The sequence below is a fragment of the Burkholderia sp. AU4i genome (assembly GCF_000466765.1).
GTDB lineage: Bacteria > Pseudomonadota > Gammaproteobacteria > Burkholderiales > Burkholderiaceae > Burkholderia > Burkholderia cepacia.
On sequence record NZ_ASSI01000485.1, the window covers coordinates 1 to 841 of the forward strand.

Consider the following 841-nt stretch of genomic DNA (forward strand, 5'->3'; position numbering starts at 1 on the left):
CGTCGGCGGTGTTCAGCCAGCCCGAGGTCGCGACGGTCGGTCTCACCGAGGCGACCGCGCGCGATCTTTACGACGGCGACGTCGACATCTACCGCACGTCGTTCAAGGCACTGCGCCACACGCTGTCGGGCCGCGACGAGCGCACGCTGATGAAGCTCGTCGTCGCGCGCGACAGCCAGCGCGTGGTCGGCGCGCACATGGTCGGCCGCGATGCGGGCGAGATCATCCAGGGGATTGCGATCGCGATTCGCGCGGGCGCGACGAAGGCGCAGTTCGACGACACGATCGGCATTCACCCGACCGCGGCCGAGGAGTTCGTGACGATGCGGCAGAAGGTGGCCGACTAGCGGGCGCGGATGCGCGCGCGTTCGTACGCGCGCGCGGCAGGATTGCCGGAAGGCATCGTGACAGGCGAACCGGCCGGGTGCGGTAAAGGCAGCCGGATAGCGGCGATTATTCTCGGGATAGGGGTCATGCGGATGGGCGGTACGGACAATATATCCTGATATTGCCGGATTCGAGATCGATCGTCGGAGACAACAAAGGAAAATCGGCACGCTGCGCCCATATGCCTGCAAAGCCTCTGTCGGCGCGGAATTGCGCCGATTTGACCGCGCGCGTCGGATAAGTAAGAAAATCGTCAACTATTATCAAGACTCCTCGTCTCGATAAACAGGCTTGATATGATCGCGAAAAATCATATACGGGGCCGATCATGCGCGATCAACAGCGCAGTAACCAGAATAACGGTGTAGCCGGCGCGCGCGAGCCTGTCGCGTACCGCGCCGCGCATCCGCATGTCGTCGCAACGCACGGGTTGCGCGCTCCTTTCACTCATCTA

Annotated in this window: 1 pseudogene; it reads left to right on the top strand. The window is 62.9% G+C overall.

The annotated features are described in order from the left end of the window. Window positions 1–347, top strand: a pseudogene (locus L810_RS43695) (glutathione-disulfide reductase); the annotation flags it as partial. Window positions 348–841: the final 494 nt, after the last annotated feature.